Here is a 24,279-nt window from a genome sequence, read left to right on the forward strand (position 1 = left end):
ACAACCAATGGGCAGTAAAGAACGCCGCGAACGGATCAAACAAGCCACCCGCGAGGGGATTCTCAGTGGTGCACGCCAAATTGCCCAAGCCGAGGGTTGGTCGGGCTTGACCATCCGCAAAGTTGCCGAGTTGATCGAATATAGCCCATCGATGGTTTATGAATATTTCGCTAGCAAGGAAGCAATTTTAGAAGCCTTGTTGGAAATTGGCTTTCAACAATTGACCAATGCCATGCAACAAGCCAGTGCTGCCCATGTTGATCCATATCAGCGCTTGCAGGCCATCGCGCTCGCCTATTGGCACTTTGCCCAAGCCAATCCCGACCTCTATCAAGTGATGCATGGCATGGATGGGGTGACGGTTAACCCAGAGTTGCGTAACCAAGCGGCTTGGCCAACATGTTTATTGGTTGAGCAAGATTTGCAATCATTGTTGATCGACGAACAAGTGACTAGCCCAAATTTGCGTGAAGATAGCGAAATTCTTTGGGCTACCTTACATGGAATTGTCAGCCTTGCGCTCAGCCAACGCCTCAGCCAAGCCGAACAGATCGAAGCCCGCATCCAACGCACAACCCAAGCCTTGTTACAGGGCTTATTAATGACCAATTCGTAATTTTTTTGAGTCTTATCGAACTATGTTCGATTATTGACTATTGATCTAAATGGAATTTAACCTAAATCGAACAATGTTCGATTATTGAATATTATACAAGGAGTATAACCATGAGTTCATTACAAGTTATTTTTGGCACAGGCCCAGCTGGTAGCACGCTTGCTGAAGAGCTTATTAGTCAAGGCCAGCGGGTTCGCTGTATCAATCGTAGCGGTAAGGCCGATCTGCCAGCGGCGGTTGAGGTTGTCGCTGGTGACTTGCTTAATCAAGCGCAAGTTAATGAGTTGTGCCAAGGCGCGAAGGTGGTTTATCACTGCGCGAACGTCCATTATGCTGAACAGACCAAGATTATGCCGCAATTTCAGCAAACGATTATGCAGGCCAGCGCCGCTGCTGGCGCTCGCTTGGTGGTGCTCGATACGCTCTACGTCTATGGTTCGAGTCAAGGCCGACCAATGACTGAGGCCACGCCGTTTGCACCGCATACCCGCAAAGGTCGTATGCGAGCTGAATTGGTCGAAACCTATTTGGCGGCGCATCGGGCAGGTGCGCTCGAAGTTACCTTGGGTCGAGCCGCCGATTTCTTTGGGCCGCGTGTGCTTAACTCAAGTTTGGGCGATCGGGTGTTTCCAATGCTGTTGCAACATAAGCCAGCTCAATTGTTGGGCAATATCGATTTGCCGCACAGTTTTAGCTATATTGGCGATGTCGCCCGTGGCTTGGCATTGTTGGGGCAACATCCAGCGGCGCTGGGTCAAGCTTGGCATTTGCCCGTTATGCCAGCATTAACCCAACGCGCCATGCTGCAAACAATTGGCACCTTGTTGGGCTACCAGGTACGCAGCATTGCCCTGCCCAAAATTGCGATTCAGGCGTTTGGCCTGATGGATTCGTTTATGCGCGAGTTTGTTGAGATGTTTTATCAATATACTGAGCCACAAATTGTCGATGCCCAAGCGATCGAACGCCAACTTGGCCTGGCTGCCACGCCTCTGGAGCAAGCGTTGCAGGCAACGATTAATTGGTATCGTGGTCAAACCCAACAAAAAGCCGCTGCCTAATGTGGCAACGGCCTTGAAAACAATCTGATCGTGAAATTATTGGCTGCTTTGCCATTCGCCAGCAACGCTGCGCCGGAAATGATCAGCAGGCTGGAGTTCCTGTCCTTGCAAATAATGGCCGAACCAATCCAAAATATATTCGATTCGTGCGATCCGATGCAATGGCTCGCCGCTGCGTGAAAGTTCGTGGCCTTCGCGCGGGAAGCGGACAAAACGCACAGGTTTATCCAGCACTTTGAGCGCGGTATACAGTTGCTCAGCTTGCTCGACTGGGCAGCGATGGTCTTCATCAGAATGCAAAATCAGCAATGGAGTATTAATTGAATTTACATAACGAATTGGTGAGCGCTCCATAAATTTATCGATATCAGCCCAAGGCTTGCCGCCGAATTCATCTTCGCCGAAGTATGGCCCAATATCCGATGTGCCGAAAAAGCTCATTAAATTGGAGATACAGCGTTGGGTGTTGGCGGCGGCAAAGCGCTCGGTATGGCTGATGATCCAGTTGGTCATATAGCCGCCATATGAGCCACCAAGCACACCCATTCGTTTGGTGTCGATCCAATCCCAGGTTTCGGCCAGATCGGCAGCAGCCATGAGATCGCGATAATCATCGCCGCCAAAATCTTGGCGTACCAACGCGCGGAAGCGCTGACCATAGCCTGTACCACCGCGTGGATTGGTGTAAATCACGCCATAGCCCGCCGCCGCCAGCACCTGAAATTCATGCATAAAATTGTGACCATAGGCGCTATGCGGGCCACCATGAATATATAACAACGAAGGATATTGCTGGCCTTGGCTGAATCCCACAGGTTTGATCACCCAGCCTTCGATCGCCAAGCCATCGAAGCTGGCATAGCTAAAACGCTCTGGCTCGATGGTTTGGATGCTGGCGAGTAATGCAGCATTGGGGTCGTAGAGCAGATGAATACTGCCATCAGCATCGCCCATATACAGCGCTTCGAGTTGGGTGGCAGTGCCAGCGGTGAAGGCAGTGCGCTTGTTCAACGATTGGCTGTAGCCCGAAATGCTAGGATTATCTTCAGGCGTAAGTTCATGCATCGCGCCGTCGCTGTAGCGATAGGCGCGGGTGCGGGCGGCACGAGTTGCCAAACAGTAGATGCCATTATCGCGCCAATAAGGCCGATAAGGAAAGCGCCCAATGCGAGCATCGCTGATCACGCTATTTTCAAGCCCATATTCAAAGCCAACGCTGAGCAAGCGGGCATCGCCGCCCGCCCGACTAACACACCACAAAGCCTCGTTTGAGGCATTGCCAGTGTGTTGATCATGACCGATATAGGCGATTTGGCTGCCATCGGGCGACCAAGTTGGGTGATAGACCGGACCTAGGGCATTGGTTAAACAGCGCGATGTGCCAGCTGCAACATTTAATAGATACATATCGGCTTGGCGGGTGTGCTCTAGTTCGGCCCGCGAAACCGTGATAAAAGCCAACTCGCTGCCATCAGGCGACCAGGCCGGATCAGCGTGATCAAAGGCTTGATCGGTAATTTGGCTTGGTTCTTGCCCCAATTCAACCAGCCAAATTTGCGCGTATTCTGGCTGCAAATAGCCTACACCATCGAATTTAAATGGCAAGCGCTCGATAATTTTTTCGTCGCGCAAGCTTTCGACATGGGTTTGCGCTTTGGCTTTGGCTCCGCGCGAGATAAATGCCAAGGCTTGGCTATCGGGTCGCCAGTTGATTTCGGCCACACCATAACCAAGGCTGGTTAGTTGCTGAGCCTCGCCACCACGAGCCAAATCGAGTACGAACAGTTGGGCCACGCCTGCATCGCGAGTTGAGATAAAGGCCAATTTGCTACCATCAGGCGACCAGCGTGGCGAGCTATCGCGACCTGAAACGCTGAACGTCATGCGTTGCGGCGTGCCACCATCGGCCTGAATTAACATAATTGCTGAACGATAATCGGGCTTGCGAGTGCCACTCTTGCTGGTGGTTTCCTCGATCCAGGTTTCCACAAAGGCAATTTGCTCGCCGTTGGGCGAAATTTGGGCATCGGAGATAAAACGTAGCTCTAACAGACTCGTGGCTTGCCAGTTGCGCAACTCGGCCATGCTTGATTCCTATTCTCTATATGCAATTCCGCGCATAATAGCATAGAACGATCATCCATTAAACAACAACTCAGAAGCGTAGTGCATGCTAAATGACTTATTTTAGTCATTGAATAATAGTTAGGGAAAAATTAAGATAGCAGTATATGGATTCTTTGATCGAAGGAGGTTGCTTGATTCATGCGACTAGGGGTTCATAACATTTCGGCTATCGATGTTGATTAATTACACGAGGATGTGCATGAATACACAACATTTACCTAATCGCTCAAGACGATTACCATGGCTTGCAGGAACCCTCCTAACATTATTAACTTCCAGTTTGTTCTTTTCTCCAACCCAACCTGTTGCCAACGCTGATCAAGCTGGGCTGGGCAGTTATACCACCACCTTGCCAGCAGGCGCAAAAGTTCCCGATGATTTTAATGGAAATCCTGTTTCTCCCAAACGCACTGCCAATGTCACTGGCGCTATGCCCACCAACGATTGGTGGAGTTCGCTCGGCTGGCAGCGCTTCCCTGGTAATCCCTATTCGGAAAATATGACGGCCTTGCCGTTGATTGTCAAAGCCAAAGCAACTGGCTTGGGCGTGACCTTCCCGACAATTCCCGCAATTTCAACTGGCTCACCCAACTACATTGGTGAGTTTCACTACAATGCTTCCGAAGACCTGAACCTTGGTTTGGTGGGCTTGAATTCGCCCGATGCCAAAGTTGACGGCTACTCGGATTGGACAGTCACGGCCTATTGGAATGGTGGCGGCACGCTCCGCGCAACCTTCGGCCATGGCATGCCCTTCGTCTATTTGACCAAGAGTGGCGGCGATGCCTTGATTGGCGCAGCTGCTCCGCCAAGTGTTTGGACTGGCGCTGGCACGAATGCCCTCGGCATCACGGTCAACGGCCATCATTACGGTATTTTTGCCCCAACTGGCGCAACCTGGAGCCAATCGGGGAATAATTTCCAATCAAATTTGGCAGGCAAAGATTATTATTCGGTAGCAGTGCTGCCTGATAATAGCGTGGCAACCTTTAATTTCTTCAAAGCCCGCGCCTATGCCTTTGTTACCAACACCACTGCTAGCTGGAGCTACGACCAAGCTTCGGCTACCTTGAACACAACCTTCAGCGCAACCACAGTTGCCAAAGAAGGCAGCAATACCAACACTGTTTTGGGCTTGTATCGCCACCACGCGATCAACTCATCGACGGCGTTGACGAACTACAGCTACACCACCGCCCGTGGTCAAATTCGCTTGCGCGATGGTAATTCGTTTACCACGGCCATGCGATTCAACGGCGTACTGCCAACCTTGCCAGATGCAGGCGATTACAACCGCACCACGCTCAACAATCACTTGAATGATGTTGCTTTCGAAGCTAGCCACTTTGGCGGTGCTGATACCTACTACACTGGTAAGGCGCTCTTACGGTTGGCCAACTTGATTCCAATTGCTGAACAATTGGGCAACACCAACGCCCGTAATGCGTTGATTACTGCTGTGCGCAACCGTTTGCAAGAATGGTTCACCGCGAGCGCCAACGATACCAACGGCCAGTTTTATTACAACAGCAATTGGGGTACGGTCATCGGCTACCCAGCTTCATTCGGCTCGGATACCGAATTGAACGACCACCACTTCCACTATGGCTATTACATCTACGCTGCGGCAATCTTGGCCCAATACGATCCAAACTGGGCGCTCGATAGCAACTGGGGTTCGATGGTCAAGCTGTTGATCAACGATGCTGCCAACATCAGCACCGCCACTGATCCACGATTCCCACGCTTGCGCACCTTCGACATCTATGAAGGCCACTCATGGGCTTCGGGCCATGCAGGCTTTGGCGCAGGCAACAACCACGAATCATCATCAGAAGCAATGATGTTCAACAGTGCTGTGCTCTTGTGGGGCGCAAACACTGGCAACACCCAAATGCGCGACCTTGGGATCTTCATGTATACCCACGAAACCCATGCGATCGAGCAATATTGGTTCAATGTTGATAACGCTGTCTTCCCAGCTGGCTTCACCGCCAACAACAATCACCCCGCCGTCGGCATGGTTTGGGGCGATGGTGGCAGCTATGCAACCTGGTTCAGTGCCAACCCCGAAATGATCCACGGGATCAACTTCTTGCCATTCCACGGTGGTTCGTTGTACTTGGGTCGCAACCCAACCTATGTCAACAAAAACTACAGCCAAATGCGCAGCAACATCGGCGGCGCAGAACGCTACTGGCTCGATATTATTTGGCAATTCCAAGCGTTTGGTGATGCCGCAACTGCCGCAACCAAGTTTGATACGGTCGCCTACACGCCAGAAGAAGGCGAAACCAAGGCTCATACCTATCACTGGATTCGCAACCTGAAGCAGTTGGGTTCGATCGATACGTCGATCACCGCCAACACCCCAACCTATGCGGTTTTCAACAAAAATGGTGTGCGCACCTATGTTGCTTGGAATCCAACCGCAAATCCATTGACCGTAACCTTCTCGAATGGTGTGGTGTTGAATAGCATTCCTGCACGCAGCATGGCTCGTAGCACGGGCACAACCCCACCACCAACCGCGACTCCGGTCAACCCAACTGCAACACCAGTCAATCCGACGGCAACACCAGTCAACCCAACCGCAACTCCGGTCAATCCAACCGCTACGCCAGTCCCACCAACTGCTACGCCAGTTGCCGGCTGTTCAGCAGTCAGCTTGGATGCCAACAGCTATTATCGGGTAACGGCTCGCCACAGTGGCAAAGCCTTGGATGTTGATGGTGTTTCAAGCGCTGATGGGGCGAATGTGCATCAATGGGGCTATGTTGGTGGCTTGAACCAACAATGGCGCTTCGAAGGCGTTGGCAGCAACTACTTCAAAGTAACCGCTCGTCATAGTGGTAAAGCACTTGATGTTGCTGGTGGTACAACCGCAACTGGCAACGGGGTCAACATCCACCAATGGCCATATGGCAACACTACTAACCAACAATGGTGTTTGCGCGATGTTGGCAGCGGCTACTATGCGATTATTGCCCGCCACAGTGGCAAGGCGCTTGATGTTGCTGAAGCCTCAACCGCCGATGGTGGCAACGTTCATCAATGGGAATATGTCGGCGCAACCAACCAACAATGGCAACTCACCAAGATCGATGCTGGTGGCAACACCTTGCACGTCATCGATGGCGCTGCCCAAAATGTAGCTGGTACGTTGAGCTTGAGCGCAGGCGCAGGAGCCAACACCGACAGCATTCCATCGGCTGGCGGAGCTAACCGCGATGGTACGCCGACCAACGCTTTGGTTTATACCATCTCCGGCTTGACCCGCACCTACAACAGCCAAGCCACCCAATTCAAGCTGTTTGTCGATTCAAATACCGCCGTGGGCAACGGGGTTCAAGCCCGAATCTCCTACGACTGGACAGGCGACGGCAGCTATGATCGCACTGAAACCTACAACTACTTCCCAACCGATCCGGTGGCAGGCTTCGAGCAATATAGCCAAACCGCTGGCCTCAAGAGCAGCAGTGGTGCTTGGGCCAACCTGAGCAATGGTCGGGTTCGGATTGAAATTTGGAACGCAATTGGCAATGGTTCAGCGAGCGTTCGCACCAGCGCCACCAGCGCCCAAGGCCAACAATCAACCATCACCTTGCCATTCAATTAACGTCCTATAACCCTTCTCCTCGTACAAGGCACTCGTTCTTCAGCCAGAACGAGTGCCGTGGTTTTAACTAGTATTCATACAGATTGCTAGTAAACATTTGTTTCAAAAAGAGTTAAAATCGCGCTATAATGGAGCAATATTTTTGCGCCGAGTACACCGCCTATGCAATGTACAGAATGTCTCAACCTCAACCCTGCCAGCGCTCGTTTTTGCTCTCAGTGTGGCCGTATGTTGGCCGATGCTCCCTTGCCACGCAGCGAACGGCGGCGGGTTACGGTGATGTTTGCCGATTTGGTGGGCTTTAGCTCAATCGCTGAGCAGTTGGATGCTGAGGCGGTACATCGCTTAATTAATGCTTGTTTTGATCGTTTAGTGCCAATCATCGAGCATTACGGCGGGGTCGTCGATAAATTTATTGGCGATGCGATTATGGCGATTTTTGGCGCTCCTCTCGCTCACGAAGATGATCCAATTCGCGCGGTACACGCCGCCAGTGCCATGCTCGATGCGATTGCTGAGCTCAGCCAACAAGAAGGCCTTGCCTTAGGTTTGCACATCGGCATCAATACAGGCGTGGTGATTGCAGGCGGCATCGGTTCGCTCGGTCGCCAGCACTATTCGGTGATTGGCGATGCGGTTAATTTGGCGGCCCGCTTGCAAGATTTAGCCAGCAACGGCGAAATTTTGGTTGGCCCCGAAACTCAACGCATGGCAGCCCATGTCTTTGATTTTGCGGCGCTGGGCGAAAAAGCAATCAAAGGTCGTTCTGAACAAGTGGCGGTCTTCAAGCTACGCGGTCTCAATCCGCGCCCCTCATCTGGCCGTGGCATTAAAGGTTTACAAAGCCCCATGGTTGGCCGTAGCAACGAGCTCGATAGCCTGTTGGCAGTAACCGATAATTTGGCTCAGCAGCGCGGGCGGGTAGTGATGGCGGTTGGCGAGGCTGGCATTGGCAAAAGTCGGCTGTTGACCGAGTGGCGTAACCAAAGTTTGGAGCAATTGCCCCAAGTTGTTTGGTATGAAGCCCGCTGTCTCTCCTATACCCAAGAAAGTGCCTATGCCTTGTTGCGCGATTTGGTGCGCTCATTAATTGGCGTGTCGCTCAATGATGGCGAAGATGAAATGGCCGCAGCCTTGCATCAAATCGCCACGGCGCTCTTGGCCGATCAAGCCGATCAGGTGATTCCGGCGCTGAGCCATTTGTTATTGCTGCCAGCTTCACGTCGCTTCGATGAGCTTAGCCCCCAATCGTTGCAAGCACTCTATATCACCGCCGTGCGGCGTTTGGTGCTGGCTCAAGGCCAACATACCCCCGTGATTTGGTCGATTGAAGATATTCACTGGGCCGATGAGGCTTCGGTCGATGTGCTGCAAAGTTTGTTGCAATTGCACAACGACATTCCGTTGGTGATTTTAGCGACCTCACGGCCTGATCGCGAAGTGGTTGGCTGGCGTTTGGTCGAGGCTGCCCGCGATTTAAAAGGCCTCGAATTGAATCTAGCGCCATTATCGCTCGCCAATGGCCGCGAATTGATTGCCAATTTGCTGCATTTCGATGGCCTGCCTGAACATTTGCGCACGGCGATTCTCAACAAAGCCGATGGTAATCCCTTCTTTGTTGAAGAAGTTATTCGCACCTTGATCGATCGTGAAGCGATTATGCACGATGGCAATAGTTGGGTGGCGCTTGAGGCAATCAATCAAATCGAATTGCCCGATAGTGTGCATGGCTTGTTGGCCGCACGGATCGATCGCTTGCCGACTGAGTTACGCCAACTTTTACACATTGCGGCAGTGATTGGTCGGCGTTTTGCGATTCGAGTGGTGGCTGAGGTGCTTGGTTCAACCGCCGAAAAACTTACCAACTCAATCGATTTATTAGTTGATCGCGAGTTGCTACGGCGCGATCGCACCAATCCCAATGGCTATTTACGTTTCCGCCATGCCTTGGTCCATGAAGTGGTCTATAGCACAACCTTGCAAACTGAGCGCCGTCGCTTGCATGGTGTAGTTGGCGAAACCTTAGAAACGCTCTATCCTTCGCGTCGCGAGGAATTGGCAGCAGCTTTGGCCAACCACTTTATGCATGCCGAACATCCCAAGGCCTTTGAATATGCCTTGTTAGCTGGCGATGTAGCCTATCGTCAATATGCCTTGCGCGAAGCAATTCGCCATTATGAACGTGCTCACGATTTGAGCCATCAGTATGAATTGCCCTTGGCTGTGGTGCGCGGTTTGTATCTGAATTATGCGCGAGCTACCGAATTGGTTGGCGAAACCAAGCAAGCGCTCGATTTATATAATCATGTGCTTGAACGCTGCGACAGCGAACAAGATACCGAATCGTTGACGATTGTGTTGATTGAACGGGCACGTTTGCTGATGTTGCCAAGCCTCCATCGCGACCTTGAGCGCAGCCGTAGCGACACCATGCGAGCCTTAGAATTAGCCACCCAACAGGGCGATCGTCAATCGGAAGCCCGCTGCTATTGGCTTCTCGCCTTAATCGAAGGCCATCTTAGCCGCTTTACCGATGCTGAACCTTGGGGCGAAAAAGCCCTGAGCCTAGCCCGTGAGTTGGGTATGCGCGAGTTGCAAGCCTATTGTTTGAATGACTTCCATCGGGTGGCGATTAACCGTGGTCAGCATGAATTGGCTGAGCAAATGTTGCGTGAAGCAATTGAATTATGGCGCTCGTTGAATAACCTGCCAATGCTAGCCGATAGCCTTTCGGGCATGGCCGATTTCTACTATTCACGCCGCGATTTAGAGCAAGCGGTGCGTTATGCGCGTGAGGCTGAACGCTTGTCCGTGATGATCGGCAATGCTTGGAATTTGGGCTTTTCGCGCTCGGTGCTTGGTGGTATTGCCCTCGAAACTGGCGATATTCAACAGGCGTTGCATATGTTCCAGTCATCGATCGAGCAATCGAGTATTTCTGGCCCAATTATGCTGAACATGTATTCGCGCACCGAATTGCTGCGTTTGTATCGCATACTCGGCGATTATGCTTCGGCGCTGGCGGTCATCGATGCAGCTGAGGCCTATTTGGAACAAATTAATGATGAAGCCTTAGCAACCTTGCGCCAACTGACTGCTGCGTTGCGTTTGCTGATCTCGATCGAACAAACCCAACCTGAGCCAGCCGCAATGGCCGAGGCGATTCACCAAGTATTGGCCTTTGATTTAGGCGATCAACAGGTGATTGCTGGGGTTATGCTGCGGGTGGCGCATATCGAATTGAGCCTTAAACTCGGTGAATATGCTCATGGCGAACGTTTGTTGGAGCAAGTTGTCGAGCAACTTTCATCGTTGTGGTTTGGCACGTCGTTAGTCGTCAACTATCGTGCTCGTTTGGCAGCAGCGCAAGGCAAAATCAGCGAAGCCTTGCAACTAAGCGAGGGCTTGATCAACGAACAGCCTGCTGGTGATGTGCATGATCTATGGCGTTTTCATGCGTGGCGAGCTGAATGGCTTGAAACGCAGGGCCAGCCTGATCAGGCATTGACCGAACGCCAACAGGCTCAGCGCTTGATTCGCCATATTTCAAGTAATATTTTGCGCGATGAACTGCGCGATCATTTTCTCGGCATGCCCTTGGTTCAAGCGACGTTGCAAGAACCAAGCTCAAGCTTCATTATTTAGCAATTATTTGGCATAAGATCGATATTTTGAGAACGGGTGTGATAGCCTTTCGCTGATCCAAATCAACCTTGTGAATTAGGAATGCGACGCAACGAGGCGTTGGCTCATGGGCTGGAATGCTGCTAGCCAACTGCCCATGCTGCGCTGTTGCACTGGTTCTCGTAGATGCTGCGTTTTGCGGCAAGGAAAGGTCGGATCATGACCGCGAGCGATCAACAAATCAACGACTTGTTGACTCAAATGACGTTGGAAGAGAAAATTTCGCTGACGATCGGCCAAGATATGTGGAGCACCCACCCCGTCGAACGCTTGGGGCTTGGCTCGATCAATATGAACGATGGCCCGCATGGCTTGCGCAAACCCCCCGAAAATTCCTCAATTGGCATTATCGATGCGATTCCAGCAACCTGTTTTCCCACTGCTGCTGCCGTGGCCTCAACGTGGGATGTTGATTTGGCCAAAGCGATTGGCGAGGCGATTGCCCAAGAATGCTTAGCCAACAACGTGCAAATTGTGCTTGGGCCTGGCATCAACCTCAAACGCACGCCCCTGGGTGGCCGTAATTTCGAATATTATTCCGAAGATCCGGTTTTGGCTGGTGAGTTGGGCACGGCGTTTGTCGAAGGTGTGCAAAGCCATGGCGTTGGCACATCGCTCAAACATTATGCCTGCAACAACCAAGAATTCGAGCGCATGACGATTAGCTCGGAAGTCGATCAACGGACTTTGCGCGAGTTGTATTTGGCAGCCTTCGAGCGCGTGGTCAAACGAGCGCAACCTTGGACGATCATGGCGGCTTATAACAAAATCAATGGAATCTATGCAACCGAGCATCGTCAACTGCTAACTGAAATTCTGCGCGAAGAATGGGGCTTTGAAGGCATTGTCGTTTCCGACTGGGGCGCAGTTAACGATAAGGCTGCCGCATTAACTGCTGGCCTCGATTTGGAAATGCCTGGCCCAGCGCTTAATCATGTTGAATTTTTGGCTGGTTTGGTACGCAAGGGAGCGCTCTCAGAAACCGTTATCGATACTGCCGCCAGCCGCATGCTCAAGATTATTCTGCGTGGCATTGCCCAACGCCAGCCCGAAGCTAGCTACGACAAAGCTATCCATCATGCTTTGGCTCGCCGTGCTGCCAGCGAATCGATGGTGCTGCTCAAGAACGATGGCATTTTGCCGTTGCAGCCAACTGCTGGAAGCACAGTGGCGGTGATTGGCAATTTTGCCCAAAAGCCACGCTATCAGGGTGCTGGTAGCTCGGAAATTAATGCAACTCAGGTCGATACGCCACTCGAAGCCTTGCAAACATGGCTGGCTGGGCAATCAGTTGAAGTTAAGTTTGCTGCTGGCTATGATCACGATGGCAATACCAATGATCAATTAATTGCTGAGGCGGTGGCGGTGGCCAAAAACGCTAGCCTGAGCTTAGTTTTGGTTGGTCTGCCCGATGCCTACGAAACTGAAGGCGCTGATCGGGCACACATGAACATGCCAACTGGACATAATCAATTGCTTGAAGCAGTGGCGGCAGTTCAAGCCAACACCGTAGCAATTTTGATCAATGGCTCAGCCGTGACGATTCCATGGCTTGATCAAGTGCGGGCGGTGCTTGAAGCAGGCTTGGCAGGTCAGGCCGTGGGTAGCGCCTTAGTCGATGTACTTTCGGGTTCTGTCAACCCCAGTGGCAAATTGGCCGAAACCTTCCCCCACGATCTCGCCGATACCCCAGCCTTTTTGAATTATCCAGGTGAAGCGGGAGTGGTGCGTTATGGTGAAGGCCTGTTTATTGGCTATCGCTACTACGATGTGCGCAAGGTCAAGCCATTATTCCCGTTTGGCTATGGCTTATCCTACACCAGTTTCCGCTATGATCAGATTGCGCTGAGTGCTGCCAGTATCGATGAAGCTACGCCCTTGACGGTCAGTGTTACCCTGACCAATACTGGCGAGCGGGCTGGCAAAGAAGTTGTGCAAGTGTATGTCAAACCAAGCAATTCGGCCTATCTGCGCCCAGTTAAGGAATTACGGGCGTTTGCCAAGCTTGAATTGGCCGCTGGCGAAACGAAAACCGTTGAATTGACCCTTACCGCCCGCGATTTCAGTTTGTATGATCAACAACGAGCGACTTGGCGTATGGAAGGCGGCAGCTATCAGATTTTGGCTGGTGGTTGCAGCGCTGATCTGCCATTAGTGGCCGATCTGACGGTGAATGAAGACCCTCGTTCAGCTCGCAAAGTGCTCACGCGCATGAGTTCCATCAAGGAATTCTTGGATGATCCGATTGGCGCTGAGATTTTGCATGCGACTGCTGGAGCTTTTATCGAAGGCCAAAGCGCTAGCACCCGCGCGATTTTCGAGCCAATTCCATTGGCCAAATTTGTTAACTTTGGCTTCTTCGAGGCCAGCCAAGTTGATGAAATTGTGGCCAAGGTCAATCAGGGCTAGTTTGTTGCTGCTTGGGGATCGGTGGTATTACTACCGATCCCTTTTTTGATCCACGAAGCGCACGAAGGACGAAACCGCGAAGGGCACGAAGATCGCGAAGGACGAAACCGCCTTCACATCATCGCCTTAATATGATTTAGTTTACGACGTAGGGAATCATAACCCTATAGATTTGATTTGGAATAGTAGTTGGCGTGTTGCTTGGCACTGGTGTATTTGTAACGGTATTGGTTGGCGTACTGGTACTGGTTGGGGTGCTGCTTGGCACTGGTGTATTTGTAACGGTACTAGTATTGGTTGGGGTGCTGCTTGGCACTGGTGTATTTGTAACGGTATTAGTTGGCGTACTGGTACTGGTTGGTGTATTGGTTGGTGTTGGGGTGATCGTTGGGGTTGCTGTGTTGCTTGGCACTTGGTATTCCAACTGGAGATGGGCCACACCCAATGATGGGATTGAGCCAGCATGGGTAAAATTGCCTGCAAGATACAGATCATTTTTCGTTACGGCAATCTGTTCAATTGGGCCATTGATTGGTGTTGCCAAGCCTTGCCATTTTGTGCCATCCCAACGGGCGAGTGAGCCTGTTTGCTGCTGATTGACAGCGTTGAACCTACCGCCCACATAGAGGTAATCTTCACCATCAATGGCCAAGCGGTTAATATCATTATCAAACTGGGCAGCATCGTCAAGCATGCCATCGGTTACATTTAGGTGATAGAGCGAATCCTGGCCACTGATATATAAATTATCGCGCCATTCAATAACTTGCGGATAACTGTCATCGCCGACTTGTGTGCCAGTAAATTCTTCCCAGCGATTATCGCGCCAAATATGAATAGAGATGATATACGAATAGCGATCATTCCTAATTTCTACCACATAAAACTGATTATCGATCTGGTAAACCATGGATTCATGGCTATAATTGCGAACATTGAATGCTTGCCATGAGTGATCTTGATTAATTTGGAGGGTTTTGGTATAGGTTTGACCATTGATCGTGCCTGGAAAATAGCTTTTGACCAGCATGCTTGTTCCAGAGCGCGTCCAATTGATAAAAGTTCCGGTGATTGCTACTGGATTGGTGAGCGTACCGGTTGAATTGATCTCCCAAAGAGCGCTGGGGTTGCTATTATTGACACTAAATGGACTGCCGCTGATCAAATAAGTCCGCTCATCATCGATGGTAACAAGCCTGCTGCTCTGACTCATCCCATAGATTTGCTGCCAGTTTGTGCCATTCCATTGTTGCAGGTTGGTCTGGCCATTGACATTAACCACAACTTGGCGATTTACGCCGCCAATATCATAGACTGGGACAGCTAAGCCTGTGTTTGCTAGGCTGCTTAGGTTCGTTCCATCCCACGCGATCAATTGGCTTGGTTGGTTGTTGACAACGAACGTGCCTGCAATATACAGCTGATCGCTATTGCCCACAACTGAACTGATGCTCGTAATGCTGGCAGGAAGCTGAACTGGTTGCCATTGTTCATTCACCAGTTTCCAGAGCGCATTCGTGCTATAAACATACAAACCATCAGCATCAAATACACCACGAAGATTTTCGGGCAGATCATCACCAATCTGTGTCCATTGATTATTGAAATAGGCATAAAGATTGGTTTGTTGTGGGTTCGCGGTCGGATAGCCCCAGGCATAGATTATGTCCTGAATATTGGTCATATCATCAAGCTGTAATCTCACATTTGCTGGCCTTAACATTTGTGACCATTGGCCGTTAGCAAATAGGGCAAAGCCACTGATTGGAACATTGTTTATATACTGAAATGCCCCAGTCACGACCAATTGTTGTCCAGTGGAGGCTGCTCGTAGTGCTTTATCTTCAAAATTGCCAAGCGCACCAATGCCGGTTGGCTTCCAATAGGCCACCGAATTAGCTGCAACCGAATCAAATTGTGAGAAGTTGCCAACAATATATAAGGTGTCACTAATAACAGCAAAATCATTGACTTGTGATGGTGTACGATCCCAATAATCGTTTATGCCTTGTGTGCCAGCCCCGAAGCCTTGGAACTGCGTCCCATCCCAACGGCCTAAACCGTTAATGCCTCTGCCTGCCAGATTTTTAAAACTTCCGCCAATAATGAGTTGATTTTGGTAGGTTTCAAAAGTTTTGATGCTATTGATGTCGTTTGGCTGTAAGCCATGGGTATGCCAAGTTGTTCCATCCCATGAGGCTAACCCATTGCCCAATTGATTATTGAGATAGGCAAAATTACCAGCTACATATAAGCGATTATCGAGGCCAAGATACAGTTTATTGATGCTGCCGGTTTTTTGCAGGCTATTACCAATCGTGCTATCCCAAACTCCGTTAATGCTCGAATTGCTTGGTTGTTGGGCGCGAGTGATCGCAAGGCTTGGTAGCATCATGAGCATTATGAGAATAAATCCCACTTGGCGACGGGTTGTCCCGAATTTGTGCATAGCTGCTCCTCAAATCTGCTAGATCGTGTTGTAGAGCTGTAGAATAGCATTGATCGGTGGCTGCTAGACTAACAAATTAACGAACATTTCCCCTAACATGTTTGCGGATCAATGAATAATTCACGAAGAGCACGCAGAACGAAACCGCGAAGACCGCCAAACGGGGGTTTAGGGATCAGGTGTCAGGGGTCAGTTTGAAATCATGTGGCTGCTAAATTCTATTTACCCTCTGCGCCTTTGGGTTAAAGTCAAAATCCCTTTATTGCGGTTGCATTTCTGAACCCTAGCCCCTGACTGCTGGCTCCTATATTGCCTTGAGCCAAAAAGAATGCCATAATTGGCCATACCAGTGCTGTGGGAGACTGCTTATGACCAGCTATCAGCATTCAATTCGCCAACGCCTCTACCAATTCGATTCGCTCAAAACTCTCTTGGCTAAGGCTACCCCTGAACGTTCGGGCGATGCTTTGGCGGGCTTGATCGCTGCCAGTGCTGAGGAACGGGTGGCAGCGCAGTGGTGTTTGGCCGATCTACCATTAACCATCTTTCTCAACGAAGTCGTGATTCCCTATGAAACTGATGAAGTGACACGCTTGATTATCGATAGCCATGATCAGGCAGCGTTTGCCCCAATTCGCCATTTGACGGTTGGTGGTTTGCGCGAGTGGTTGCTCGATTATCGCACTGATAGCCAGCAGTTGGCGGCGGTGGCGGCAGGTATCACGCCCGAAATGGCGGCGGCAGTTTCCAAAATTATGCGCAACCAAGATTTAATTGCGGTTGCCAAAAAGTGCCAAGTGATTACGCGCTTTCGCAATACCTTGGGCTTGGCGGGGCGTTTCTCCTCACGCTTGCAACCCAATCATCCAACCGATGATCCCCAAGGCATTGCAGCAGCAATTTTCGATGGCCTGTTATATGGCTGTGGCGATGCAGTGATTGGGATTAATCCGGCGACCGATAGCCCGCAAGCCATGACCAGTTTGCTGCATTTAATTGATGAATTACGTCAGCGCTACGCCATGCCGGTGCAATCGTGTGTGTTGGCTCATGTCACCACCGCCTTGCAAGTGATCGAGCGTGGTGCTCCAGTCGATTTGGTGTTTCAATCGATTGCCGGAACCGAGGCGGCCAATCGTAGTTTTGGCATCGATTTAGCGCTGTTGCACGAAGCCAATCAAGCAGCACGCGGCTTGCAGCGTGGCACAATTGGCAATAATGTGATGTATTTTGAAACTGGCCAAGGCAGCGCACTTTCAGCCAATGCCCATTATGGCGTTGATCAACAGACCTGCGAGGCGCGAGCTTATGCGGTGGCGCGAGCCTTCGAGCCATTGCTGGTCAACACGGTTGTGGGTTTTATCGGCCCTGAATATCTCTACGATGGCAAGCAAATTACGCGGGCAGCCTTAGAAGACCATTTTTGTGGCAAATTGTTGGGCCTGCCGATGGGCTGTGATGCCTGCTATACCAACCATGCCGAAGCCGACCAAAACGATATTGATAACCTGCTGGTGCTGCTGGCCAGCGCTGGTTGCACCTATGTGATGGGTGTGCCTGGTGCTGATGATATTATGCTCAATTATCAAAGCACTTCGTATCACGATATTCGTTTTGTGCAAACAACCTTGGGTTTGCGTTCAGCCCCCGAGTTTGAAGCATGGCTGCAACAGCTTGGTATTAGCGATCAAGCAGGCCGTTTGATTGCCAACGAGCGTCATCGTTTGTTGCAATCAGCCGCCCAGTTGGGAGCATTGTAATGGCCGAACAATCTGAAACTGAGCTTTGGCAACGCTTGCGCCAATTTACCAATGCGCGGATTGGCCTTGGTCGAGTCGGCGATGCACTGCCAACCAAGGCCAATTTGGCGTTTCAACAAGACCATGCCTTAGCCCGTGATGCAGTCCATGCCCAAGTTGATTTTGCGGCGATTGCTAGCGCATTACAACCTGAATTTCCCCAAATACTCAGGCTCAAAAGCGCTGCCTTGGATCGTGCAACCTATCTCAAGCGACCAGATTTAGGCCGCAGCTTGCATGCTGAATCGCGTCAGCAACTTGAGGCCTTGCACGCTGAGCCATGCACTGTAGCCTTGGTGGTGGCCGATGGCTTGTCGGCGGTGGCGATTGAACGTCATGCTGCACCGCTGCTGAACATAATCAAGCCGCAACTTGTGGCGCTTGGTTGGTCGCTTGCGCCGTTGGTGCTGGTTGAACAAGGGCGGGTGGCGATTGGCGATGAAATTGGCGAATTGCTCAAGGCCGAGTTGGTGGTGGTATTGATTGGTGAGCGACCTGGCTTGAGCGTTGCCGATAGTTTGGGCATCTATTTAACCTATGCGCCGCAGCGAGGCCGCAACGATGCTGAGCGCAACTGCATCTCCAACATTCACCCGCAAGGCTTGAGTTATGCAGCAGCTAGCGATTTATTAATCTATTTGCTGGGGCAGGCTCGCCAACGGCGCTTGACTGGAGTCGCCCTCAAGGACGAGCGCCAGCAACTTGGCGCAACCACCAATCCCGCGCTTGAATAACAAACTTGGTAGAAAATGTCAAGTTTTATCGGCTATGCTTTGCTAAGCTACTAGCAGATTGATGGCTAGTAGGAGCAAACACAATGCTACGGCGTAAAAAATTTCTGTTAAGTGGATTGATCATGCTTGGTTTGGGGCTAGTTTGGGATAGCCGTCCAGTTGCTGCCGATAGCGTGGTGGTGGGCACTGGCACACCTGCTAGTTGTAATGAGGCGGCCTTTGATGCTGGTTTGGCCCAGCTTTTTCCAGGCGAACAAGCCCCTGGCGGCACGCTAACCTTTAATTGTGGGCCGAATCCGCATACGATTGTTTTAACCAGCCAAAAATTTTTGCACGATGGCTCGGTGATTGATGGTGGCGGCAAAATTACGCTCTCTGGCGGCAATACCACGCGAATTTTTTGGATCAGCCAACAAGCGCGGGTCGAAATTCAGCGCATCATCCTGACGAATGGCAATGCTGTGCATAGCGGGGCGATTTTTGCCGAGCCAAATTGGAGCGGCGAGTTTACCAATTTAGCCCTCAACCAAGTAACAATTAAGCATAGCCAAGCGACAACTTTTGGTGGTGGGATTGGGGCGCAGCATACCCACCTGAGCCTAATCGATAGCCTGATTGAATCCAATCGATCAAGTGGCAGCGGCGGTGGCGTAAGTTTTAATACTGGCAATCTAACAATACATAATAGCAAATTTAGCACTAACAAAGCCGAGACCGAAGGCGCTGGGCTTGAGGCATGGACGGCAAATTTAGATATTAGCCAAACGAATTTTGAGCTAAACGAACTACAAGGCCGTGAACATACCGATTTGGGCGGTGGCCTCCTGATTCAGCAAAGCTACGGGGTGTTTCAAGGCGGGCGTATCTGGAGTAATATTGCTGGTCAAGGCGGTGGCATTTATCTGCGCGGAGGCAGCACAATTGAATTGAACGCCAGCAAAATTGCCGATAATGTGGCTTTTAACGAAGGCGCTGGGGGCTATATTACCGCTAATTCAAGCTTGACCTTCAAAAATGGCATTATTGATCAGAATTTGTCGGCAGTAGCTGGTGGTGGCATCGCCAACCAGGGTGGCCTGCTGATCGAACGCTCGACCCTAACCAATAATGAAGCTTTACAGAGCGATGGCGGAGCACTTGATAATGCAGGCGTGGCCGTCTTGAGGTATAGCACTCTCGCCAAAAACAAGGCTCAGCGTGGGGCTGGGCTGAATAATCGCCCGAATAGCACATTGGTTATTGATCGTGTGACCATGACCGCCAACAACGCAGAGATCGCTGGCGGTGGAATCTATCATGCTGGCACTCTATTTACGGTCGATAACAGCATTCTTACCTATAATAATGCCCCGGCAGGAGCGCAATGTGGCTATGCCAGCCAAGTGCCGAGCATCAACTTTAGTATGTGGAGTGATGGAAGTTGTGGCACGCAAACCAGCGATGGTAATAAACCATTTACTGGGCCAAGCTTGCGGCCATTGGGCTGGTATGGTGGCCCAACTCCAACCTACTTGCCACTCAGCCATAGCGCATCGACCGATGCTGGCTCATGCTCAAGCTCCACTGTGACCGATCAACGTGGTTTGGCAGGCTTTGTGGGGGCAGCCTGCGATATGGGTGCGGTCGAAAGTGGTTCGTTATGGTATCAAGTGGCATTGCCAATGACGATTAAGTAAGAGCCATAGAGCATAGCACATAGAACATAGAGCACAAAGAATGAGCTACCAAAACCACGAATTACACGAAGCGCACGAAGGATAAGCTTTTTCGTGTAATTCGTGTAATTCGTGGCTAAACAATAATACAGATTATCCGCTGACCCCTCGCCCTTCAATCCTCGCTTGACGTGAGCTGCAAGCTTCATTACACTCAATTGCTGAAGCCACTTACGATTCACAGCCTTCGGGCAGGGAGACTATATGCACAACGTTGTGGTTATTACAACGGGCGGCACGATTTCGACCAAACGCACACCGCAATGGAGCGGCGCAGTTCCAATGCTCAAAGGCGATGATTTTTCGGCGATGCTCCCACGCGGCGAGTTTAATGTTAGCTTTCAAGATTTTACCAACTTGCCAAGTAGCCATATAACCCCAACCATGGCCCTCGATTTAGCGCAACGGGTCAATAGTTTGTTGCTGGGCGAGGCCGATGGGGTGGTGGTGACCCATGGCACCGATACCTTGGAAGAGAGCGCCTTTTTATGCGATTTGTTGATCGATTCGAATAAACCTGTGGTGTTTACTGGCTCAATGCGCATCGCCACCGATGTGGGCTATGATGGTGTTACCAATTTAACTGGGGCGATTCGTGCCGCTGCTGCTCCACAAAGCCGTGGGCTTGGCGTGATGGTCGCTTTCAATGATCGTTTGTTTTCAGCTTCGACGGTGCAAAAAATTGATTCACAAACCGCTGATGCCTTCGATGCGCCTGGTTTTGGCCCAGTTGGTAGTTTGACAGGCGCAACCGTGCGGATTCATCATCAGCCCAGCGGTCGCCAATATATCCCATGTTCGCGGCTTGCTGAGCGGGTTGATTTAATTTACGCCACTCAAGGAGCCGATGATCGTCAACTGCGGGCGGCAATTGATACCAACTCGCAAGGCATCGTAATTGCAGCCTTTGGTGGTGGGCGCGTGCCACCATGGTGGTTGCCAACCATCCAAGAAGCGCTGAACAAACGGATTCCGGTGGTGGTGACGACGCGCTGTTTGAAGGGTATTTGCTACGATGAATATGGCTATGTTGGCGAATATCACGATCTCAAACGGCTTGGCGTGATGTTTGCTCAACAGCTTTCGCCAGTCAAAGCTCGCATCAAATTGATGGTTGCCTTGGGTGCAGCCGCCCATCCCCAAGAATTGCGCGAGTGGTTCGCTGAATAATTCCTAAAATAAGTACGCCCTGCATCGTTTAATAACTGAGCAGGGCGTAATCACGTTTACGTTTAATTGTAAGAACTAGGGAAATCGGCCAGCCAACGCATTGGCGATATTAAATGGATCACTGGCAACAACCGTAGCGGCGTACAATTCCATCGCCCCAATATCCGAGCCACGGCTGTTGGGATCGCCGCGATCGACGATCCGTACAATCGTTGGCACATTGGCCCATGATTCTGGCGTAGCGCTGAGCGGCGGCATGGTGATGCTCACATTGAAGCTTTGCACACCCAACTCAGTGACAAAACAATCGAGCACATGGTAGAGATATTGGGCTAACTCTTGCACATCGTTGCCAAACAGCACGACCTCTTTTTCCTTGATGGGCGTGAGCGAAACATAGCCATGGGTATTGTCGCTATGAATATTCAAGCCCAAACCCAAGGCTCGATGCACGCGCCAAAGATCTTGGAAATAATTAGCGTTATGTTGGTTGTGATATTGCTCAGCAGTGCGTCGCAACAACTCAACCTTGGGGTAGGCCATGCCATGGGAAACCGACATTTGAGCATGGCCATGAATGACCGATGCCCCCGAACGCCAGAGGCAATTCCAAATAAAAAATGGATAGATCGCCTGCGGATCGGCGGTATGTACCGCATCGAACCAACGCCCAGCAGTCTGAATATAATCCTCGACCCGTTCGAGGTTGAAATTTAAAGGATTATGTTGATCGAAGATCAGCACGCCATGCCAGCCATCGAATTTGGCAACATTGGAAGCGCTCAGACAATAACGTCCGCGCACTCGGCCAAAACGATCTTCGGGTGTGCCACTTTCGGGAGTACAAAAGCCCGCTTCATCCTGTGGGCCAGCACTGGCAGCGATAATTTGATCAATATCCGATTGATAACGGCCTTGCTGTGGTCGTAGCCCGCGAATGCGGTTGAAAATTGCACCTTCGAGCGTCCATTGATTAGTAACCCGAATAATTTCTTGGTGCAACACAGCTTCGACACTGCCAAAAGCGCGTTCAATCCAGCCATGCATGCGGTCTGGTGGATGAATTGTGCCATGGCTCACATCAACGCGGAACAGTTGTCGCCACAAAGCGGCAACCGAGGGCGGCAAGCCCGCCACCAAACGCGGCAGATGAGTGATCACGGCTCCTCCGTGGTTAATGCTAAATAAGGCTTCTTCAAACGAATCCATCGTCCACAGCGACTCACGAACGCTCATTCGCGTCTCCATAGCTAGCGCGTGGCCGACGCGCTGCACGACTGACGAGGGCACGTCGATAGAGTTCATCGTAGCGTTGGGCCGAACGTGCCCACGACCAATCACAGTGCATCGCCCGCTTAACTGCGGCCTGCCAGAGTTCTGGGTGTCGATACAACTCTAGAGCACGCATCATGGTGCCATACAGCGATTGACTCTCTGGCTGGGTAAATCCAAACCCGTTGCCCGTCCCGGCATAGGTATTAATATTCTCAACGGTATCGGCTAGCCCACCAACCGCGCAAACTAACGGTAAACAGCCATAGCGCTGAGCAATTAACTGATTCGTGCCGCCTGGCTCGACCAACGATGGCATTAATAAGACATCACTTCCCGCATAACACTGATGCGCTAAGGCTTCATTGAAGGTCAAGGCTACCGCAACTTGCTGTGGATGTCGTTGCTGCAAATCACTGAGCCATTCATGATAGCGGGCTTCACCAGTCCCCATTACCACACATTGGAATTGATGATGGCTTAATAGATTTTCGATCGTCTCAGCCAGAAGTCCCAAGCCCTTTTGATCATTCAGCCGTCCGATGAAACAAAACAACGGCTTGCTTGGGTCGGCTTCCCAGCCCAATTGCTGTTGTAAGGCGATTTTGCAAGCCTGTTTGCCAGTTAAATCGTCGTGACTAAATGGCTGGGCTAGGTACGAATCAGTAGCAGGATTATAGCGCCGATTGTCAATGCCATTCAAGACCCCAAACAGCCGATCACGCCGATCGCGCAATAATGGGTCGAGGCCTTCGCCGAATGCAGGCGTTAAGATCTCGCGGGCATGGGTTGGGCTGACCGTATTGATCATATCGGCATAATAGATGCCACGACTCATCAAATCGACGACCCGATGCAAACTTGGCATATCCGAATGGGCAATATAGCCATATTCAGCGATGCCCGCCATTTCCAGCACCCGCTGACCAAACACGCCGCGATAGGCCAAGGTATGAATGGTATAGACCGAGGCGGTGTTGGCAAAAAACTGATCGTCGCGATATGAGGTGCGCAGCCAGTTGGCTACAATCGCTGCATGCCAATCGTTCAAATGCACCACATCGGGCTGCCAGCCTTGGGCACGCGCAATCTCAAGCGTAGCTTTGGCCCAAAACACAAAGCGTTCAGCATCGCCATCGCCAAGGTAAACCTCGGGCTGACCAAACAAACGCTGGTTTTCAACCATCCAGACCTTCACATCGCTATCGGGCAAGGTTGTGGTGTACCAAGTAGCAGGTTCGGCGGTATCGGCCAAAGGAATTGTTAGATTGATTTGGCTTGGTTCTAGTTGCCAGCGGCTTGGCTCGATATGGCCATAACGCGGCATGGCCACAATCACCTCATGGCCCAAGGCCTGTAGGGCGCGGGGTAGCGAGGCGGCAACCTCAGCTAAACCACCAGTTCGGGCAAATGGCTCGACCTCGGAGGCGAAATATAAAATCCTTAACGGTTGTTCATTCATTATGCTGCTTTTCGCTGAAGTGCGATAAGAAAGCCGCCCGTGCCTTTGCTTGCATGGTCGGCCTCGACTGTGTTTGCTATGCTACCACATAGCGATGGCTGAATGCAAACCCGTTAGTTGGGGGTCGGGGATCGGTTGTTAGGGGTCGGGGATTAGGTAAAC

General features: G+C 51.1%; 13 protein-coding genes. 9 read left to right on the forward strand and 4 right to left on the reverse strand.

Features of this window, described 5'->3' with window-relative positions; genetic code table 11:
- The first annotated feature begins 7 nt into the window (after positions 1–7).
- Complete coding sequence (locus tag LCH85_00720) at positions 8–616, forward strand: TetR/AcrR family transcriptional regulator (GenBank protein MCA0350492.1); 609 nt, start codon at positions 8–10, stop codon at positions 614–616.
- A 110-nt stretch (positions 617–726) separates the two neighbouring features.
- Entirely contained in the window at positions 727–1,677 is a 951-nt protein-coding gene (locus tag LCH85_00725; GenBank protein MCA0350493.1) for an NAD-dependent epimerase/dehydratase family protein, read from the forward strand.
- Between the two features lie 36 nt (positions 1,678–1,713).
- Here the strand turns inward: LCH85_00725 and LCH85_00730 are convergent, their stop codons facing one another.
- Positions 1,714–3,762, reverse strand: coding sequence for a S9 family peptidase (locus LCH85_00730; protein ID MCA0350494.1), 2,049 nt, complete (start codon positions 3,760–3,762; stop codon positions 1,714–1,716).
- Between the two features lie 241 nt (positions 3,763–4,003).
- Here LCH85_00730 and LCH85_00735 point away from each other — a divergent pair, with 241 nt between their 5' ends.
- From LCH85_00735 to LCH85_00745, 3 genes are all read left to right on the forward strand, one after another.
- Positions 4,004–7,423, forward strand: coding sequence for an RICIN domain-containing protein (locus tag LCH85_00735; GenBank protein MCA0350495.1), 3,420 nt, complete (start codon positions 4,004–4,006; stop codon positions 7,421–7,423).
- Between the two features lie 162 nt (positions 7,424–7,585).
- Entirely contained in the window at positions 7,586–11,068 is a 3,483-nt protein-coding gene (locus LCH85_00740; GenBank protein ID MCA0350496.1) for an AAA family ATPase, read from the forward strand.
- A 198-nt stretch (positions 11,069–11,266) separates the two neighbouring features.
- Entirely contained in the window at positions 11,267–13,516 is a 2,250-nt protein-coding gene (locus LCH85_00745; GenBank protein MCA0350497.1) for a glycoside hydrolase family 3 C-terminal domain-containing protein, read from the forward strand.
- A 136-nt stretch (positions 13,517–13,652) separates the two neighbouring features.
- On the opposite strand, the gene LCH85_00750 is transcribed toward LCH85_00745, so the two are convergent.
- Complete coding sequence (locus LCH85_00750) at positions 13,653–15,965, reverse strand: hypothetical protein (protein MCA0350498.1); 2,313 nt, start codon at positions 15,963–15,965, stop codon at positions 13,653–13,655.
- Between the two features lie 368 nt (positions 15,966–16,333).
- On the opposite strand from LCH85_00750, the gene LCH85_00755 reads away from it, so the two are divergent.
- The 4 genes from LCH85_00755 to LCH85_00770 all read left to right on the forward strand — a co-directional run bounded on the left by LCH85_00755 (position 16,334) and on the right by LCH85_00770 (position 21,383).
- Positions 16,334–17,725, forward strand: a complete 1,392-nt coding sequence (locus LCH85_00755; GenBank protein ID MCA0350499.1) for an ethanolamine ammonia-lyase subunit EutB — start codon at positions 16,334–16,336, stop codon at positions 17,723–17,725.
- Positions 17,725–18,498: an ethanolamine ammonia-lyase subunit EutC gene (gene eutC / locus LCH85_00760; GenBank protein ID MCA0350500.1), complete on the forward strand. Its 774-nt coding sequence runs from the start codon at positions 17,725–17,727 to the stop codon at positions 18,496–18,498. The genes LCH85_00755 and eutC overlap by 1 nt, the downstream gene beginning before the upstream one ends.
- An 83-nt stretch (positions 18,499–18,581) precedes the next feature.
- Complete coding sequence (locus tag LCH85_00765; protein ID MCA0350501.1) at positions 18,582–20,174, forward strand: hypothetical protein; 1,593 nt, start codon at positions 18,582–18,584, stop codon at positions 20,172–20,174.
- A gap of 243 nt (positions 20,175–20,417) precedes the next feature.
- On the forward strand, positions 20,418–21,383 hold the full coding sequence (locus LCH85_00770; protein MCA0350502.1) for an asparaginase: 966 nt from the start codon (positions 20,418–20,420) through the stop codon (positions 21,381–21,383).
- A gap of 75 nt (positions 21,384–21,458) precedes the next feature.
- Here LCH85_00770 and LCH85_00775 read toward each other — a convergent pair whose 3' ends face one another.
- Entirely contained in the window at positions 21,459–22,619 is a 1,161-nt protein-coding gene (locus LCH85_00775) for a hypothetical protein (protein MCA0350503.1), read from the reverse strand.
- Complete coding sequence (locus tag LCH85_00780; GenBank protein ID MCA0350504.1) at positions 22,606–24,117, reverse strand: glycogen synthase; 1,512 nt, start codon at positions 24,115–24,117, stop codon at positions 22,606–22,608. Before LCH85_00780 ends, LCH85_00775 begins: the two co-directional genes overlap by 14 nt.
- Positions 24,118–24,279: the final 162 nt, after the last annotated feature.

It is taken from the genome of Chloroflexota bacterium (assembly GCA_020161265.1).
In the GTDB taxonomy this organism is placed as follows: domain Bacteria; phylum Chloroflexota; class Chloroflexia; order Chloroflexales; family Herpetosiphonaceae; genus Herpetosiphon.

Coding starts and splice junctions, on each gene's coding strand:
- LCH85_00770 (MCA0350502.1), top strand. CDS start 20,418: ATGCACAACGTTGTGGTTATTACAACGGGCGGCACGATTTCGACCAAA.
- LCH85_00735 (MCA0350495.1), top strand. CDS start 4,004: ATGAATACACAACATTTACCTAATCGCTCAAGACGATTACCATGGCTT.
- LCH85_00765 (MCA0350501.1), top strand. CDS start 18,582: ATGCTACGGCGTAAAAAATTTCTGTTAAGTGGATTGATCATGCTTGGT.
- LCH85_00740 (MCA0350496.1), top strand. CDS start 7,586: ATGCAATGTACAGAATGTCTCAACCTCAACCCTGCCAGCGCTCGTTTT.
- LCH85_00730 (MCA0350494.1), bottom strand. CDS start 3,762: ATGGCCGAGTTGCGCAACTGGCAAGCCACGAGTCTGTTAGAGCTACGT.
- LCH85_00780 (MCA0350504.1), bottom strand. CDS start 24,117: ATGAATGAACAACCGTTAAGGATTTTATATTTCGCCTCCGAGGTCGAG.
- LCH85_00775 (MCA0350503.1), bottom strand. CDS start 22,619: ATGAGCGTTCGTGAGTCGCTGTGGACGATGGATTCGTTTGAAGAAGCC.
- eutC (MCA0350500.1), top strand. CDS start 17,725: ATGGCCGAACAATCTGAAACTGAGCTTTGGCAACGCTTGCGCCAATTT.
- LCH85_00750 (MCA0350498.1), bottom strand. CDS start 15,965: ATGCACAAATTCGGGACAACCCGTCGCCAAGTGGGATTTATTCTCATA.
- LCH85_00720 (MCA0350492.1), top strand. CDS start 8: ATGGGCAGTAAAGAACGCCGCGAACGGATCAAACAAGCCACCCGCGAG.
- LCH85_00755 (MCA0350499.1), top strand. CDS start 16,334: ATGACCAGCTATCAGCATTCAATTCGCCAACGCCTCTACCAATTCGAT.
- LCH85_00725 (MCA0350493.1), top strand. CDS start 727: ATGAGTTCATTACAAGTTATTTTTGGCACAGGCCCAGCTGGTAGCACG.
- LCH85_00745 (MCA0350497.1), top strand. CDS start 11,267: ATGACCGCGAGCGATCAACAAATCAACGACTTGTTGACTCAAATGACG.